This window comes from Thermocatellispora tengchongensis (assembly GCF_014202315.1).
GTDB lineage: Bacteria > Actinomycetota > Actinomycetes > Streptosporangiales > Streptosporangiaceae > Thermocatellispora > Thermocatellispora tengchongensis.
Genome location: NZ_JACHGN010000019.1, coordinates 70,650 through 85,209, shown reverse-complemented (window position 1 = coordinate 85,209; position 14,560 = coordinate 70,650). Strand labels below are relative to the sequence as shown.

At 72.1% G+C, this 14,560-nt stretch carries 17 protein-coding genes; 8 read left to right on the top strand and 9 right to left on the bottom strand.

From position 1 onward, the window contains the following. Positions 1-85 precede the first annotated feature (85 nt). From HNP84_RS36230 to HNP84_RS36220, 3 genes are read left to right on the top strand one after another with little or no spacing between them, the layout of a single operon-like run. Positions 86-565, top strand: coding sequence for a phage holin family protein (locus HNP84_RS36230; protein WP_185054533.1), 480 nt, complete (start codon positions 86-88; stop codon positions 563-565). Then, the gene (locus HNP84_RS36225; protein ID WP_185054532.1) at positions 555-1,475 is read left to right on the top strand and encodes an alpha/beta fold hydrolase; all 921 of its coding nucleotides are present in this window, start codon (positions 555-557) and stop codon (positions 1,473-1,475) included. The genes HNP84_RS36230 and HNP84_RS36225 overlap by 11 nt, the downstream gene beginning before the upstream one ends. 24 nt (positions 1,476-1,499) lie before the next feature. Next, positions 1,500-2,075 carry a DUF309 domain-containing protein gene (locus HNP84_RS36220; protein WP_185054531.1) on the top strand — a complete coding sequence of 192 codons (576 nt, stop codon included), beginning with the start codon at positions 1,500-1,502 and terminating at the stop codon, positions 2,073-2,075. Between the two features lie 164 nt (positions 2,076-2,239). On the opposite strand, the gene HNP84_RS36215 is transcribed toward HNP84_RS36220, so the two are convergent. Continuing rightward, entirely contained in the window at positions 2,240-3,430 is a 1,191-nt protein-coding gene (locus HNP84_RS36215; protein WP_185054530.1) for a MarP family serine protease, read from the bottom strand. A gap of 127 nt (positions 3,431-3,557) precedes the next feature. Here HNP84_RS36215 and HNP84_RS36210 point away from each other — a divergent pair, with 127 nt between their 5' ends. Beyond that, on the top strand, positions 3,558-4,100 hold the full coding sequence (locus HNP84_RS36210; RefSeq protein ID WP_185054529.1) for a HEAT repeat domain-containing protein: 543 nt from the start codon (positions 3,558-3,560) through the stop codon (positions 4,098-4,100). Positions 4,101-4,191: 91 nt separating this feature from the next. On the opposite strand, the gene HNP84_RS36205 is transcribed toward HNP84_RS36210, so the two are convergent. Both HNP84_RS36205 and nth read right to left on the bottom strand, forming a co-directional pair. Then, the gene (locus tag HNP84_RS36205; protein ID WP_185054528.1) at positions 4,192-4,860 is read right to left on the bottom strand and encodes an NUDIX hydrolase; all 669 of its coding nucleotides are present in this window, start codon (positions 4,858-4,860) and stop codon (positions 4,192-4,194) included. Next, positions 4,857-5,579 (bottom strand): endonuclease III, encoded by a 723-nt coding sequence (gene nth, locus HNP84_RS36200; protein ID WP_312926530.1) that lies wholly within the window; start codon positions 5,577-5,579, stop codon positions 4,857-4,859. The genes HNP84_RS36205 and nth overlap by 4 nt, the downstream gene beginning before the upstream one ends. 126 nt (positions 5,580-5,705) lie before the next feature. Between nth and HNP84_RS36195 the strand changes: the two genes are divergently transcribed. Next, positions 5,706-6,386, top strand: coding sequence for a Crp/Fnr family transcriptional regulator (locus HNP84_RS36195; RefSeq protein ID WP_185054526.1), 681 nt, complete (start codon positions 5,706-5,708; stop codon positions 6,384-6,386). 1 nt (position 6,387) lies between these two features. On the opposite strand, the gene HNP84_RS36190 is transcribed toward HNP84_RS36195, so the two are convergent. From HNP84_RS36190 to sp36, 4 genes are all read right to left on the bottom strand, one after another. After that, positions 6,388-7,188, bottom strand: a complete 801-nt coding sequence (locus tag HNP84_RS36190; RefSeq protein ID WP_185054525.1) for an MBL fold metallo-hydrolase — start codon at positions 7,186-7,188, stop codon at positions 6,388-6,390. Further along, positions 7,185-8,030 carry an NUDIX hydrolase gene (locus tag HNP84_RS36185; RefSeq protein WP_185054524.1) on the bottom strand — a complete coding sequence of 282 codons (846 nt, stop codon included), beginning with the start codon at positions 8,028-8,030 and terminating at the stop codon, positions 7,185-7,187. Before HNP84_RS36185 ends, HNP84_RS36190 begins: the two co-directional genes overlap by 4 nt. A gap of 93 nt (positions 8,031-8,123) precedes the next feature. After that, the gene (locus HNP84_RS36180) at positions 8,124-8,594 is read right to left on the bottom strand and encodes a RidA family protein (RefSeq protein ID WP_312926527.1); all 471 of its coding nucleotides are present in this window, start codon (positions 8,592-8,594) and stop codon (positions 8,124-8,126) included. Then, a complete protein-coding gene (gene sp36, locus HNP84_RS52085; protein WP_221337198.1) occupies positions 8,591-8,746 on the bottom strand; it encodes a Sp36 family protein in 156 nt (51 codons plus the stop codon). Before sp36 ends, HNP84_RS36180 begins: the two co-directional genes overlap by 4 nt. 90 nt (positions 8,747-8,836) lie before the next feature. On the opposite strand from sp36, the gene bagA reads away from it, so the two are divergent. Both bagA and bagB read left to right on the top strand, forming a co-directional pair. Further along, positions 8,837-9,841 carry an ATPase BagA gene (gene bagA, locus HNP84_RS36175; RefSeq protein ID WP_185054522.1) on the top strand — a complete coding sequence of 335 codons (1,005 nt, stop codon included), beginning with the start codon at positions 8,837-8,839 and terminating at the stop codon, positions 9,839-9,841. Continuing rightward, entirely contained in the window at positions 9,841-10,989 is a 1,149-nt protein-coding gene (gene bagB / locus HNP84_RS36170) for an ATPase BagB (protein WP_221337212.1), read from the top strand. Before bagA ends, bagB begins: the two co-directional genes overlap by 1 nt. Positions 10,990-11,063: 74 nt before the next feature. On the opposite strand, the gene HNP84_RS36165 is transcribed toward bagB, so the two are convergent. Beyond that, positions 11,064-11,360, bottom strand: coding sequence for a WhiB family transcriptional regulator (locus HNP84_RS36165; protein ID WP_185054520.1), 297 nt, complete (start codon positions 11,358-11,360; stop codon positions 11,064-11,066). 316 nt (positions 11,361-11,676) lie between these two features. On the opposite strand from HNP84_RS36165, the gene HNP84_RS36160 reads away from it, so the two are divergent. Then, a complete protein-coding gene (locus HNP84_RS36160; RefSeq protein ID WP_312926525.1) occupies positions 11,677-13,905 on the top strand; it encodes a transglycosylase domain-containing protein in 2,229 nt (742 codons plus the stop codon). Between the two features lie 187 nt (positions 13,906-14,092). On the opposite strand, the gene HNP84_RS36155 is transcribed toward HNP84_RS36160, so the two are convergent. Then, positions 14,093-14,548, bottom strand: a complete 456-nt coding sequence (locus tag HNP84_RS36155) for a GatB/YqeY domain-containing protein (protein WP_185054518.1) — start codon at positions 14,546-14,548, stop codon at positions 14,093-14,095. Positions 14,549-14,560 lie beyond the last annotated feature (12 nt).

The window sequence follows — 14,560 nt, the reverse complement described above, 5'->3', positions numbered from 1 at the left end:
CGTGCGGAGGGGCCGGTTGCGCGCTCGGGCGCGTGAGTGGACAGGATGATTGACATCGTCCTCGGGTAGCGATAGGAGATCGTCCATGCCGAACAACCCGGCCGTGGATCCGCAGCAAGAGAGCCTCGGAGAGCTCGTCGCCCAGGCGAGCGACCACATCTCCACGCTGATCCGCTCGGAGATCGAGCTGGCCAAGGCCGAGCTCAGGTTCGACGCCAAGCGGGTCGGCACGGCCGCCGGGCTGTTCGCGGCGGCGGCGTTCATCCTGCACCTGTGCCTCATCCTGGCCTCCTTCGCCATCGCGTACGCCCTGGTGGGGCTCGGCGTGTGGCAGTGGCTGGCCTTCACCATCGTGACCGTCTTCTACCTGCTGACGGCCGCCCTGCTCGGCTTCATCGGCGTACGCAGGCTCAAGGGCCTGTCCGGTATGAAGCGCACGACCCGCAGCCTGAAGAACCTCAAGAGCGGGCCGGAGCTGCCGGCCGACGAGAAGGCCGAGATCACGACGGGACCGAGGGCCGGCGAGATCGGCGCTCACCGCGAGTCGGTGTCCCATGCGCCCTGACGAGTCGCTGACCACCCTCGACGGCCCCTGGACCCACCGGGGCGTGCACGCGGGCGGCACCCGCTTCCACGTCGTGGAGGCCGGCCAGGGGCCGCTGGTGCTGCTGCTGCACGGCTTCCCGCAGTTCTGGTGGACCTGGCGGCACCAGCTCGTCTCGCTGGCCGAGGCGGGCTACCGCGCGGTGGCGGTGGATCTGCGCGGCTACGGCGCCAGCGACAAGCCGCCGCGCGGCTACGACCTGCCGACCCTGGCGCAGGACGCCGCGGGCCTGATCCGGGCCCTGGGCGAGAGCGGCGCGATCGTGGTGGGCCACGACTGGGGCGGCCTGCTCGCCTGGACCATGGCGGCCCGCGACCCCAAGGTCGTGCACCGGCTGGTGCCGGTCTCGGCGGCCCACCCGCTGCGGCTGCGCGCGGCGATGTTCACCGACCTGCGCGGCCAGTTGCGCGCCTCGCGGTACACCCTGGGCTTCCAGCTCCCCTTCCTGCCGGAGATCCAGTTGACCAGGCGCGGGGCCGCCAAGGTCGGCCACCTGCTCAAGGCGTGGTCCGGCCCCGGCTGGCCCGACGAGTCCGTCGCGCGCACCTACCGCGACGTGTTCCGCATCCCGGGCGTGGCCCACTGCGCGCTTGAGTACTACCGGTGGTTCGCCCGCTCCCAGCTCCGCCCCGACGGCGCGCGGTACGCGCGGGGCATGCGCGCCGAGATCGAGGCCCCGACCCTGCAACTGCACGGCGCGCTCGACTCGTGCGTGCTGCCGCGCACCGCCCAGGGCTCCAGCCGGTACGTCGCCGCCCCCTACCGCTGGCGCCTGCTGGAGGGCGTCGGCCACTTCCCGCACGAGGAGCAGCCCGAGCGTTTCGACGCCGAGCTGCTCGCCTGGCTCGCCGACCCCGAGCCCGACCGATGACCGAGAACCAGTGACCACGTGACCATGACCATGCGCGACAGGGACCCCCAGGGCAGGCCGCGGAACGCGCGCCCGCGCGACGCCTTCGGCCGCCCGCTGCCCCGCGACGCCGAAGGCGTGCCGCGGGTGCCCGACGACTACGCTCCGAGCGGCGACGAGGCGGTGGCCGAGGCCGTGCGGATGCTGGCCGAGGACCGGCCGTTCCACGCCCACGAGGTGCTTGAGGCGCGCTGGAAGCACGGCCCGGAGGAGGAGCGGGAGCTGTGGCAGGGGCTCGCGCAGATCTGCGTCGGGCTCACCCACCTCCAGCGCGACAACCGGCGCGGTGCGGCCGTGCTGCTGACGCGCGGCGCCGCCAGGATCACGCCGTACGGCGGGCCGGCCCGGCGGCCGGGCCCCTTCGCCGGGGACCGGACCGGGGACCAGCCCGGGGACCAGACCGGGGGCGAGGCCTGGGAGGGGCGGGGCGGCGAGCCCCGCACGCCGTACGGGATGGACCTCCCGCGCACGGTGCGGCAGGCGCACGACCTGGCGGCCGAGGCCGACGAGGTGGCGCCGCACGCGGCCATCGCACGGATCAGGGCGACGCTGGCGCCCTGATCCGGCCCTGTCCCGTATCCAGCCCTGTCCCGTATCCAGCCCGGCCCTGTCCCGATCCGGCTCTGAGGCCCGGTCCTGTCCCCGTCCTAAGGCCCGCCCCGGGCTTTGACGCGGGCCCTGGCCGGGCCCTGTCCGGGGCCCCGACCCGGGCCCTGGGCCGGGGCTCAGTCGCAGTCTTGGGTGTCCACCCGCTCGGTGGCGGTGGCGCCGGCCTCGGCGTCGGGGGTGACCTCCTTGGCGGTCAGCACGTAGCCGGTCTCGGCCTGGTCGGTGGCGGCGGCGAAGATCACGCCGAAGACGCGGCCCTCGGTGGTGAGCAGCGGGCCACCCGAGTTGCCCGGCTGGACCAGCCCGCGGATCGCGTAGACCTCGCGCACGACCTTCTTGCGGTTGTAGATCTCGTAGCCCTCGGCGTCCTGCTTGATCCGGATACGGGCGGGCAGCGGGGTGAAGCCCTTGCCCCGCGGGTAGCCGGCGATGATGGCGTCCTCGCCCTTCTCGGCGGTGCCGTCGAAGCGCAGCACGGGCAGGTCGAGCCCGGGGACGTAGAGCACCGCGATGTCGCGGTCGGGGTTGTACAGCACCACCCTGGCCGCGTGGGAGGTGCCCTCGAAGTCGGTGACGCGCAGCTCCTGGGTGACCCCGGCCACGACGTGGGCGTTGGTCATGACCCGGTCGTTGGCGTAGACGAAGCCGGTGCCCTCGATGCGCTTGCGGCAGCTCGGCGCGGTGCCCTGCACCTTGACGATGCCGTTGCGGGCCCGCGCGAGCCGCTGGCCCTTGAGCACGCCGGCGTCGGGCGGCGGCACATCGACGAACTGGCCGCCGCCGATGGCCTCGAACACCTGCGGGAACTCGGAGGTGTCGACGAACTCCTTGAACTTGCGCCGCCAGTCCTTGGCGGCCTCGGGCAGGGTCTGGTCGACGGTGGCGAGCAGCAGCGAGTTGTTGACCTGCTGGCTGAGCGGCGGGAACGGGCCGTGCGCGAGCAGGCCGCCGATCAGCCAGACCACCACGAGCACGGACAGGGCGCTGGCGAAGGTGCCGCCGACGGCGTCGGCGACCTTGGCGGGCTCCCAGGTCACATGGCTTCTGACCACGGCGCCGAGCGTGGACGCCGCGAACTGGCCGATGGTGGCGGCCAGGAACACGATCACGATGGCGAGCAGCGCCCGCTCCGTCTCGCCGTCGACGACCGCCTTGGCGATCGGCGGTGCGATGGCGACTCCCAGGAAGGCGCCCCCGACGAACCCGACGAAGCTGAGCGCGCCGATGATGAAGCCCTGCCGGTAGCCCGAGATGCCGAAGGCAATCGCGAGCCCGATCAGGATGAGGTCGAGGAGATCGCCGCGCACCCCTCAACGGTAGCCAGCGGCGGGGCCCGGCGTGCACGTCTTGCCGCACACGGGAAAGTGCGGCACGTCTTCTGACACACCGGTAACCTGAGCCACACGGACGCCTACCCGTGGCTATCGTTGCCCCATGGCATCGATCGGGGGAACGGTGCGGGATCTCGTCACTGCCGCGCTGACGGACCCGGATCCCGACGGCGCGGCCCGGTGGCAGGCGATCACCCTGCTGCAGAAGCGCGCCGACCATGAGACCTTCACCGAGGCGAGGCGGCTGTGCGCGGGCGCGACCAGCCACGAGCGGATCCTCGGCGTCGACATCCTCGGTCAGCTCGGCCGTCCCGGGCTGCCGTTCGCGCACCGCAGCATGCCGGTCCTGCGCTACATCGCGGCCAGCGAGCACGACGTGATGGTGCTGTACTCCGTGCTGATCGCCTTCGGGCACCTCAAGGACCCCAAGGCCCTGCCGTCGGTGATCGACCTGGCCGCGCATCCCGACTCCAGGGTGCGCTACGGCGCGGCGTACGCGCTGCCGAACGTGCTCGGCGACCCGCCGGACGAGGAAGGGCTGGCCACGCTGCGCAAGCTGGCCGACGACCCCGACGAGGACGTCGCCGACTGGGCCCGGCTGGGGATGGCGCTCGTCACGGGCGACCTGGACGATTCCGACCGGTAGACGATTCCGGCCGGTAAGCGACCCCGGCCGGTAAGCGACCCCGGCCGGTGGCGAGCGCTCCCTGGTGACTGCCGGGTGGCTGCCTGGCGGCTCAGCCGCGGGCGGCCAGGTCGAGGACGTCCGGGGGCAGGTCCTCCACCCGGTCGCGGTCCCAGGGCCGCTCGAAGCCGGAGATGGCCAGCACGTCGTCCAGCACGCCCGCGGTGAAGCCCCACACCAGCAGGCCCCTGCCCCGGAAGGCCGGGCCGGAGTGGCCGCTGGGGTGGCGCAGGCGCAGCCGGTTGGCGGGGTCGGTCAGTTCGGCGATCGGCACCCGCTCCACCGCGTCCACCTCGTCGGGCGAGGCGGCGTGGACGGTGCCGGGGGTGTGCCACCAGCCGAGCACCGGGGTCACCCGGTTGTCGCTGCGCCAGATGTACAGCTCGGGCATGGTGCCGACCACCTGTACGCCCGCGGGGTCGAGCCCGGTCTCCTCCTCGGCCTCGCGCAGCGCCGCGCCGATCGGCCCGTCGTCGCCGGGATCGACGCCGCCGCCGGGGAAGGCGGGCTGGCCGGCGTGCCTGCGCCCGCGCGCGCTGCGCTGGATGAGCAGGATGTCGGGGCCGAAGGGGCCCTCGCCGAACAGCAGCAGCACGGCGGCCCTGCGGCCCCGGCCGTCGGGCGGGCGCATCACGGGCGGCACCGGACGCTCGGCGGCGCGCCGGGCGAGGTCGTACAGCCAGTCGGGGGGCGGGGGCGGGGTGGTGCCGGGGTGGGTCATGAGAACGGCCCCGGACGCACGAGCTTGGCGGCGCGGGCCTCGTCGGTGGGGCCGGTGCCGTACGACGGGCACAGCGCGGCCAGCGGGCAGACGCCGCAGGCGGGCGTGCGGGAGTGGCAGATGCGGCGGCCGTGCCAGATCATGCGGTGCGACAGGATGGTCCACTCGCGCTTGGGGATCAGCGCGCCGACCTCGTGCTCGACCTTGACCGGATCGGTCTCGCCCGTCCAGCCGAACCGGCGCGCGAGCCGGCCGAAGTGGGTGTCCACGGTGATCCCCGGCACGCCGAAGGCGTTGCCGAGCACGACGTTGGCGGTCTTGCGGCCCACGCCGGGGAGGGTGACGAGGTCCTTGAGCTTGTTCGGCACCTCGCCGCCGTAGCGCTCGCAGATCGCCTGGGCCATGCCGATGATGCTGTTGGCCTTGGCGCGGAAGAAGCCGGTGGAGCGGATCATCTCCTCCAGCTCGCCGCGGTCGGCCGCCGCGTACTCCTCCGCTGTCCGGTATTTCGCGAAAACTACGGGTGTGACGATATTCACCCGTTTGTCCGTACACTGGGCAGAGAGAATCGTGGCGACCAGCAGCTCAAGCGGGTTGGTGAAGTCGAGCTCACAGTGGGCGTCGGGGTAGGTCTCCGCCAGAATCCGGTTCATCCGCCTGGCACGCCGCACAAGTGCGAGACGGGTCTCCCCGGTAGGGGTTTCTGCATCGTGGGGCACCTGCAACAGCCTACGCGGGTAGCCCCGCACGACCCGCCGCGTGGGGTACGTCACAATGTTTGGGTGTGGATCGCCGAGCCGGCCCGAGGGGGACCGCGCGACAGCGAGCTGACTCATGGAGGCACTGTGAACACCGACGACGTGCTGGCCAAGGCCCCCCTGTTCGCCGCGCTCGATCGCGAGGGGGCCGCTGCGCTGCGCACGAGCGTTCACGAGGTCAAGCTGTCGAAGGGCCAGACGCTCTTCAACGAGGGCGAGACCGGTGATCGGCTCTACGTCGTACTCGAAGGAAAGATCAAGCTGTCCCGCACCGCCCCGGACGGCCGCGAGAACCTGCTCAGCGTGCTCGGGCCCGGGGAGATGTTCGGCGAGCTGTCCCTGTTCGACCCGCGCCCGCGCACGGCGAGCGCCAGCGGGCTCACCGAGGTGCGCCTGGCCGCCCTCGGCCACGACGACCTGCGTCCCTGGCTCACCGGGCGGCCCGAGGTCGCGCTGCACCTGCTCCGCGCGCTGGCCCAGCGGCTGCGCCGCACCAACGACGTCCTCGCCGACCTGGTCTTCACCGACGTGCCCGGCCGCGTGGCCAAGGCGCTGCTCGACCTGGCGGAGAAGTTCGGCCAGCGCACCGACGACGGCATGCGCGTGCACCACGACCTCACCCAGGAGGAGCTGGCCCAGCTCGTCGGCGCCTCCCGCGAGACGGTGAACAAGGCCCTGGCCGACTTCGCCCAGCGCGGCTGGCTGCGCATCGAGGCCAAGGCCGTGGTGATCATGGACATGGAGCGCCTGTACAACCGCTCCCGGTGATCTAGCCGCTCCCGTCCAGGTACGCGAGCTGCGCCCGTACCGACATCTCGGCCGCGGGCCACAGCGAGCGGTCCACGTCGGCGTACACGATCTCGACGATCTCGGCCGGCGTACGGGCCCCGGCCGCGCGGGCGGCCCTGATCTGGTCCAGCCTCTGGCGCCGGTGCGCGATGTAGCCGTCCAGCGCGCCGGTGGGGTCGGGCAGCACCTGCCCGTGGCCGGGCAGCAGCGCCTCGGCGCCGGCCTCCTCGGCCATCGTGCGCAGGCGGTCCAGGCTGTGCAGGTAGTCGGTCAGGCCGCCGTCGGGGGCGATCACGGTCGTGCCCCGGCCGAGCACGGTGTCGCCGGTCAGCATCGCCCGGTCCTGCGGCAGCCAGAAGCACAGCGAGTCGAAGGAGTGGCCGGGCGTGCCGATGACGCGCACCTCCAGGCCGTCCGCCGTCACCACGTCGCCGTCCGCCAGGCCCTCGCCGCCCAGGCGGTGGCGCGGGTCGAGGGCGCGTACGGGGGCGCCGGTCATCTCGGCGAACCGCTTGGCGCCGTCGCTGTGGTCGCCGTGGCCGTGCGTGAGCAGGATCACGGCCACCCTGCGCTCCCCCACGTGCCCGGCGACGCGGCGCAGGTGACCCTCGTCCTGCGGGCCGGGGTCCACCACGATCACGGCCTCGGCGCCGGGCTCGGCCAGCACCCAGGTGTTGGTGCCGTCGAGCGTCATCGGTGAGGGGTTGGGCGCGAGCAGGTTCGTGGCGCGCGGGGTGCGTGCGCCGTCGGGCCCCTCGATCGGGATGACCAGACCGCTCACGGGCGTCCTCCGGGCATCCGGTAGTCCATGTCGGGGACCAGCAGGCGCAGCTCGCCGTCCACCTCGACGGCCGCGGGCATGATCGCCTCGATCGTCCGCCCGGTCGCCAGGGCCTCGGCCACGCTCCCGTACTCCGCCAGCTCGCCCAGGGTGTGGAAGGTGGGCGGCATCAGGAAGATCTCGCCCTCGTGGGCCCGCTCGACCGCCTCGGCCGGGCGTACCCAGGCGACCTCGTCCGCCTCGCCGCCCACGTCGCGCGTACGCTGCCCCGGCGGCAGCGCCGCCAGGAAGAACCGGGTGTCGAAGCGGCGCGACTCGATCTCCGGCGTGATCCAGTGCGCCCACGGCCGCAGCAGGTCGGCGCGGAGCACCAGCCCGCGCCGGTTCAGGAACTCCGCGAACGACAGGCTCTTGGCGATCAGGGCCAGCCGGTCGTCCTCCCAGCCGGGGCCGGTGGTGTCGGCGACCACCGAGCCGGCGTCGGGGCCGGCCAGCAGCACGCCCGACTCCTCGAACGTCTCGCGCACGGCGGCGCACACCAGCGCGCGGGCCGTGCTCTCGTCGGCGCCGAAGGTCGCGCCCCACTCCGCGGCCGGGGGCCCGGCCCAGGCCACGGCGTGGTCGGCGTCGCGCGGATCGACCGCCCCGCCCGGGAAGACGTACGCGCCCGCCGCGAACGCCATGCTCGCCTTACGCCGGATCATGTACACCTCGAGCCCCGGTGGTCCGTCCCTGAGGATCACCACCGTGGCCGCGTCCCTGGCCGCGACGGGACTGACCCGCCCGGCCAGGATGTCGCGCGCGTGCTCGCCGATCGCCCCTGGGAGGGGGATGCCGTTCATGCTGCCTCCGCCCGCAGGCGGGCTCGGGTCGGCGCGCCTGCTCTCGCCACGCAAGCCTAGAACGTCATTCTGGACGCACAAGTGGCGGGGTCCTCAGCGGACCTCGGCGATCAGTTCCACCTCCACCGGCACGTCGAGGGGCAGCACCGCCACCCCCACGGCGCTGCGCGCGTGCTTGCCCGCCTCGCCGAAGACCTCGCCGAGCAGCTCGCTGGCGCCGTTGACGACCTGTGGCTGCCCCGTGAAGTCGGGCGCGCTCGCGACGAACCCGACGACCTTCACGATCCTCGCCACATTCGACAGCTCGCCCACCTGCGCCTTCACCGCGGCGAGCGCGTTGAGCGCGCAGACCCGGGCCAGCTCCTTGGCCCGCTCCGGATCGACCTCGGCGCCGACCTTGCCGGTCGCCAGCACCTTGCCCTCGGCGACCGGGATCTGGCCCGAGGTGTAGACGAGGTCGCCGGTGCGCAGGGCCGGCACGTACGCCGCCACCGGCGGCACCACCTCGGGCAGCGTCAGCCCCAGCTCCGCCAGCCGCTCCTCGGGCGTCGGGCCCGCGCTCACGCCTTCTCCCGCTTCATGTAGGCCACGAGCTGCTCCGGGTTCGGCCCCGGCACGACCTGAACCAGCTCGTAGCCCTCCTCGCCCCAGTTGTCGAGAATCTGCTTGGTCGCGTGCGTGAGCAGCGGCACCGTTACGTACTCCCATTTCTTCATGGGGGTCACATTAGCGAGGCCGGGGTGCGTGAACCATTTCACTCGCATCCGGTCCCGCTCCTCAATTGACCGTTCGGTAGCCTTCAAAACGTGAGCGCTCGGGACTCGGACTGGGACGGCGTGCGGCTGCACGTCATCACCGGCAAGGGCGGGACCGGCAAGACCACGGTCGCCGCCTCGCTCGCCCTCGCCCTGGCGTCCGGGGGCAAGAAGGTGCTCCTGGTCGAGGTGGAGGGCCGGCAGGGCATCGCCCAGGTCTTCGACATACCGCCGCTGCCGTACGAGGAGCGCAAGATCGCCGTCGCTCCGGGCGGCGGCGACGTCTACGCGCTGGCCGTCGATCCCGAAGACGCCATGCTGGAGTACCTGGAGATGTTCTACGGCATCCGCAGGGCCGGCCGGGCGCTGACCAAGATGGGCGTCGTCGACTTCGCCACCACCATCGCCCCGGGCCTGCGCGACGTGCTGGTGACCGGCAAGACCACCGAGGCCGTGCGCCGCCGGGGCAAGAACGGCCGCCGCGTGTACGACGCCGTGGTGCTCGACGCGCCCCCGACCGGCCGGATCGTCCGGTTCCTGAACGTCACCCAGGAGGTCGCCGGGCTGGCCCGGGTCGGCCCGATCAAGAACCACGCCGACCTGGTGCGCGGCGTCGTCGCCTCGCCCGAGACCGCGGTCCACTTCGTGACCCTGCTTGAGGAGATGCCGGTCCAGGAGACCCTGGACGGCGTCGCCGAGCTGCGCGAGGCGGGCCTGCCGGCCGGCGGGATCTTCATCAACATGGTGCGCCCGGCCGTGCTGCCCCCGGAGTCGCTGGAGGCCGCCCTGGCCGGCCGGTTCGACGTCGGCGAGCTGGCCCTCGGGCTCAAGGCCGCGGGCCTGGCCGACGGCCCCGCCGACGCCTCGGCGATCGGCGAGGCGCTGGCCGCCGAGGTCGTCGAGCACGCCAAGCGCGCCGCACTGGAACACCGCGAGCGCGAGGCGCTGGCCGAGGCCGAGATGCCCCGCTACGAGCTGCCGCTGCTCGCCGACGGCGTCGACCTGGCCGGCCTGTACGAGCTGGCCGAGCAGATCACCTCACAGGGGGCCGCATGATGGCGCGCACCGCGCCCACACTGCACATGGACGCGATCCTGGACGACCGCGACACCCGGATCGTGGTCTGCTGCGGCTCCGGCGGCGTGGGCAAGACGACGACGGCGGCGGCGCTCGGGCTGCGGGCGGCGGAGCGCGGGCGTACGGTCGTGGTGCTGACCGTCGATCCGGCCCGGCGGCTGGCCCAGTCGATGGGGCTGACCGAGCTGGACAACACGCCCCGGCTGGTGACCACCACCGAGGCGGGCGGCGCGCTGCACGCCATGATGCTCGACATGAAGCGCACCTTCGATGAGATCATCGAGGCGCACGCCGATCCCGACCGCGCCCGGCAGATCCTGACCAACCCGTTCTACCAGTCGCTGTCCTCCAGCTTCTCCGGCACGCAGGAGTACATGGCGATGGAGAAGCTGGGCCAGTTGCGCCGCTCGGGCAAGTGGGACCTGATCGTGGTGGACACCCCGCCCTCGCGCTCGGCGCTCGACTTCCTCGACGCGCCCGAGCGCCTGGGCCGCTTCCTGGACGGGCGGCTGATCCGGCTGCTGATGGCCCCGGCCAAGGCGGGCGGGCGCAACGCGTTCAAGCTGCTGAACGCGGGTTTCGGGCTGGTCGCCGGGATGATGACCAAGGTGCTGGGCGCCCAGGTGATCACCGACATCCAGATGTTCGTCTCGGCGCTCGACGCGGTCTTCGGCGGGTTCCGGCAGCGCGCCGAGCAGACCTACCGGCTGCTCCAGGCCCCCGGCACCGCGTTCCTGGTGGTCGCCGCGCCCGAGCGCGACGCGATGCGCGAGGCGTCGTACTTCGTGGAGCGGCTCGCCGAGGACCGCATGCCACTGGCGGGCATCGTGGTGAACCGGGTGCACGTCTCGCCCGCCGGGGGGCTCTCGGCCGCGCGCAGCGCCGCGGCGGCCGAGGACCTGGAATCCCGGGGCGAGCATCTGCTGACCGCCGCCGTGCTGCGGCTTCACACGGGGCGGATGCAGCTCGCGGCCCGCGAGCACAGGGAGCAGGACCACTTCGTCTCCGCTCACCCGACCGTGCCACTGGCCCAGGTGCCGGCCATGCCCGACGACGTACACGACCTCGACGGCCTGCGCCGGATAGCCGACCTGCTGGCCACCCCCCTGGCGCCTTCCGGCGCCTGATCGGGGGCTCGCGGGCGGTCATGCATCGACCGGCCGCCGCCCCGGGGTGTGGGGCGGGCGGCCGGTCGCCATGCTCAGCCTGCGATCAACTCGTTCGTCCGCTCGTACTGTTCCTTGGCCGACTCCAGGAGCTCGCGCCAGGACGTGACCTCGGGACGCCTGCGCAACAGCGCGCGGCGCTCCCGCTCGGTCATGCCGCCCCAGACACCGAACTCGATGCGATTGTCCAGCGCATCCGCCAGACATTCGGTCCGGACCGGGCATCCTCGACAGATCAGCTTCGCCCTGTTCTGGGCGGCACCCTGCACGAAAAGCGCGTCAGGATCCGCACCACGACAGGCGGCTCGGGAGGTCCAATCCGTGATCCACATTTCGACCCCACTCCCCTTAGGTGGTCAGTCGTCTTGTCGGCCGACGGGCGCGGGCGTCGAGCCTCCTTATTCAGTTGCCGCAGAGGAGAACGTACGCAACCATGCGTTCGGGCCGACAGTCCCCGGCTGGACCAATTTCCCGCATGGTCATCTAGGGCCACGTGGCCGGGAATGACTAGTCACCCCATCGGAAGGGACACACTTCCCTTGGGTTACCACATCACGTTCACGGCAAATCCGACTTACCACGCCGATTAGGTCATCAGTCCGTCGTACTCTTGATGTTGTGCAAGCTCAGGGCAAAGATCGTGGGTCGGTGATCGGGAACGTCCTGCGACTCATCGCGGCCGGCGGAGTCGCCGGTGTGCTCATCGCCGCGGTCGCGCTGCCCGCGGTCGGCGGCGCGGGCATGGGGGTGAAGTCGGCGACCGAGGCACTGGAGCTGACCCCCGAGGAGCTCGACGAGCCGCCGCTGCCCGAGGTGACCAAGCTGCTCGACTCCAGCGGCAAGCAGTTCGCGAAGTTCTACTTCGAAAACCGCGAGTCGGTGAAGCTGGAGGACGTCGCCCCGGTCATGCGCGACGCCATCGTCGCCATCGAGGACTTCCGCTTCTACGAGCACGGCCCGCTCGACATCGAGGGCACCATCCGCGCCCTGGCCAAGAACCTCACCACCGGCGGCGTGACCCAGGGCGGGTCCTCCATCACCCAGCAGTACGTCAAGCAGGTCCTGATCAACAAGGCCGAGACCGAGGAGGAGCGCCTCGCCGCCACCGCGACCACGCTCTCGCGCAAGCTCACCGAGCTGCGCTACGCGATGGCGATCGAGAAGAAGTACTCCAAGGACGAGATCCTGGAGCGCTACCTCAACATCTCCTACTTCGGCGCCGGGGCCCACGGCATCCAGACCGCCGCCAAGCGGTTCTTCGACAAGCCCGCCAGCAAGCTCACCCTGCCCGAGGCCGCCACCCTGGCCGGGGCGGTGCAGAACCCCTCGCGTACCGACCCCAACGTGAGCAAGGAGAGCCGCGAGCTCCTGCTCGACCGGCGCAACGTCGTGCTGGACCGGATGTTCGAGATCGGCAAGATCACCAAGCAGCAGCTCGACGAGGCCAAGGCCGCCAAGCTCGGCTGGAAGGACATCGAGGTCCCCGGCGGCTGCGAGGAGAGCAAGTACCCCTACTTCTGCCTGTACGTGCAGAACGAGATCCTGACCAACAGCGCGTTCGGCAAGACCGCCAAGGACCGGCTCAAGCTGCTCCAGGAGGGCGGCCTGACCATCAAGACCACCCTCGACACCGACATGCAGAAGGCGTCCGAGAAGGCCATCAAGCGCTACGTCCACACCACCGACAAGCCGGTGGCGTCGCAGGCCATGGTGGTGCCCGGCACCGGCGAGATCAGGGCGCTGGCGGCCAGCCGCAAGTTCGGCGGCGACAAGAAGAAGAACGAGATCAGCTACAACCTGCCCGCCGACGCGCAGCACGGCGGCGGCGCGGGCTTCCAGGCCGGCTCGACGTTCAAGGTCTTCACCCTGGTCGCCGCGCTCGACGAGGGCATGAAGGTCGACGACGGCATCGTCGCGCCCGACGCGTACAGCGCCCCCGCGCCCAGCTCCTTCCGCAACTGCGACGGCGACCGGGTGGGCGAGCCCTCCCACACCGTGCACAACTCCAGCGAGGGCGGCGGCGGCTTCAAGAGCCTCAAGACCGGCACCTGGGGCTCGGTCAACACCTTCTTCATGGCCCTGGAGCAGAAGGTCGGCCTCTGCGACACCGTGACCATGGCCAAGAAGCTCGGCATCAAGCGCGCCGACGGCCGCAAGCTGAAGGAGTTCGAGACCTTCACGCTCGGCATCAACGAGATGGACCCGATCACCGTCTCGGCCGCCTACGCCACGCTCGGCGCCCGCGGCACCTACTGCCGCCCGATCGCCATCACCCAGGTGACCGACCGCTACGGCAAGGCCACCGAGTACGAGCCCAAGTGCAAGCAGGTGCTGGACGAGGAGGTCGCCGACGCCGCCAGCCACATCCTGTCCGGGGTGTTCACCAAGGGCACGATGAGCGGGGTGGGCGGCATCGGCCGCGACGCCGCCGGCAAGACCGGCACCACCGACAACTACACCGCCGCCTGGTTCGCCGGCTACACCCCCGACCTCGCCTCCGCGGTCAGCATCGGCGACCCGCGCGGCGCGTTCGGCAACGACCTGATCGGCGTCACCATCGGCGGACGCTCCTACGGCTACGTGTACGGCGCCTCGATCGCCGGCCCGATCTGGAAGTACTCCATGATCGACGCCCTGAAGGGCACCGAGCCGACCAGCTTCCACCCCATGAACATGGAGCGCTTCGGCGGCTGCAGCACCGCCTGCGCCCCCAAGCCGCCCAAGAAGAAGAAGGGCGACGACCGGGGCGGCGACGACAGAGGCGACGACGACCGGGGCGACGGCGGCGGTGACGACGGCGGCGACGACGACGGCCGCGGCGGCTGGTGGGGCGACGACGACGGCCCCGGCAACGTGCCCATCACCCCCGGCCAGTGACCCGGAAACCTGGGCGGCCCCCCGCGACCACCGCCCAGGCCGGGCCCGCCCGTGCGCGGGACGATGACGCGGGCCCATGACGAGGCCCGCTACCCCAGACCACCATCGCGGCCCGCCCACTCCCCCCGGGCGCCCTGACGGCCCGCCCGCTACCCCAGACCGCCCTGACGGCCCGCCGCCCCGGGCTTCAGGCGCCCAGCCGCGCCCGTACGGCCTGGGCCACCCGGCCGCCCTCCGCGCGCCCGGCCACCTTCGGGTTCAGCACCTTCATGACCTGGCCCATCGCCCGCGGCCCCTCGGCGCCGCTCTCGGCGATGGCCTCGTCCACCAGCGCGGCCAGCTCCTCGTCGGAGAGCTGCGCCGGGAGGTACTCCTCCAGCACCGCCTGCTCGTCCAGCTCGGCCTGGGCCTGCTCGGCCCGCCCGGCGCCGGCGAACGCCTCGGCGGCCTCGCGCCGCTTCTTGGCCTCCTTGGTCAGGACCTTGATCACCTCGTCGTCCGACAGCTCCCTGGCCGCCTTGCCGGAGACCTCCTCGGTGCTGATCGCGGCGAGAGCCATGCGAATGGTCCGGGTACGCACTTCGTCCCGGCTCTTCATCGAGGCCGACAGGTCGGCCTTCAGCTTGTCCTTCAAAGCGCTCATGCGCACCATCTT